1 protein-coding gene is annotated in these 1,256 nt (G+C 67.9%); it reads left to right on the plus strand.

Going from position 1 to position 1,256, the window contains the following annotated elements:
- The first annotated feature begins 2 nt into the window (after positions 1–2).
- On the plus strand, positions 3–1,256 hold the full coding sequence (locus A5756_RS15110; RefSeq protein ID WP_066953621.1) for a PPE family protein: 1,254 nt from the start codon (positions 3–5) through the stop codon (positions 1,254–1,256).

Consider the following 1,256-nt stretch of genomic DNA (forward strand, 5'->3'; position numbering starts at 1 on the left):
AGGTGTTTGACTTCGGGGCGTTACCGCCGGAGGTTAATTCCGGTCGGATGTATGCGGGTCCGGGTTCGGGGCCGTTGATGGCGGCGGCGGCGGCGTGGGATGAGATTGCTGCTGAGGTGGCTGCGGCGGCTAGTGGGTATAGCTCGGTGGTTTCGGAGTTGACGTCGGGGCCGTGGGTGGGTCCGGCGGCGTCGTCGATGGTGTCGGCGGTGGTGCCGTATGTGAGTTGGTTGGGTGCGGTGGCGGGGTTGGCCGAGGATACGGCCAGTCAGGGTCGGGCGGCGGCGGCGGCGTTTGAGGCGGCGTTTGCGATGACGGTGCCTCCGCCGGTGATTGCGGCTAATCGGGTGTTGTTGGCGACGTTGATCGCGACGAATTTCTTTGGGCAGAACACCCCGGCGATCATGGCGACCGAGGCTCAGTACATGGAGATGTGGGCCCAAGACGCGGCGGCGATGTATGGCTATGCGGCGGCTTCGGCGACGGCTTCGGAGTTGGCGCCGTTTGCGGCTCCGCCGAATACCACCACCCCTGATGGGGTGGCCGATCAGGCGTTGGCGCTGACCCAGGCCGCTCAGCAGCCCGCGGGTAACACCGCCCAGACGGTGGCCTCGAGCACCTCGCAATTGGCGACTACGCAGTTGGTGACGGCCGCGGCGCCGACCCAGCAGGTGACGGCCGCGGCCACGACCCAGCCGGGCCCGTTCACCTGGCTGACCAATGCGATTCAGGGTCTGCAGACTGGGTTGCCCACGCCGACCAACAACTATCTGGGGCTCAACCCGACCTTGTACACGGTGCTGCTCAAGCAGACCACCGGTCTTGCCTATTTCTCGAACGGTATCCCGGCGTTTTGGTCGCAGCTTGCTCAGCAGTTGGTGTCGGGTCCTGGTGGTAGCACGGCCGGTGCCGGTGGTGCGTGGTATCCGACGCCGCAGTTCGCCCAGTTGGGTCTGGGCAACCTGGGCAGCCTGAGCAGCAACGTTGTCTCGGCCGGTGCCGGGCAGGCCACCCAGGTCGGGGGTTTGTCGGTGCCCCAGCAGTGGGCCACGCTGACTTCGGCGGTCAGCCCGGCCAACGAGGCCGAGGCCCTTCCCGTCCAGACCGCCGGGGCGACGGCGAGCCCGCCGGGCAACGCCCTGCTGCGCGGCATGCCCACCGGCGTGATGGGCCGACGCGCCGGGGCAGCCGCGGGCTACTCCCACAAATACGGCTTCCGCTACAGCGTCCTAACCCGCCCACCCTCGGCCGGATAG

The organism is Mycobacterium sp. 852002-53434_SCH5985345, from assembly GCF_001667155.1.
Lineage (GTDB): Bacteria > Actinomycetota > Actinomycetes > Mycobacteriales > Mycobacteriaceae > Mycobacterium.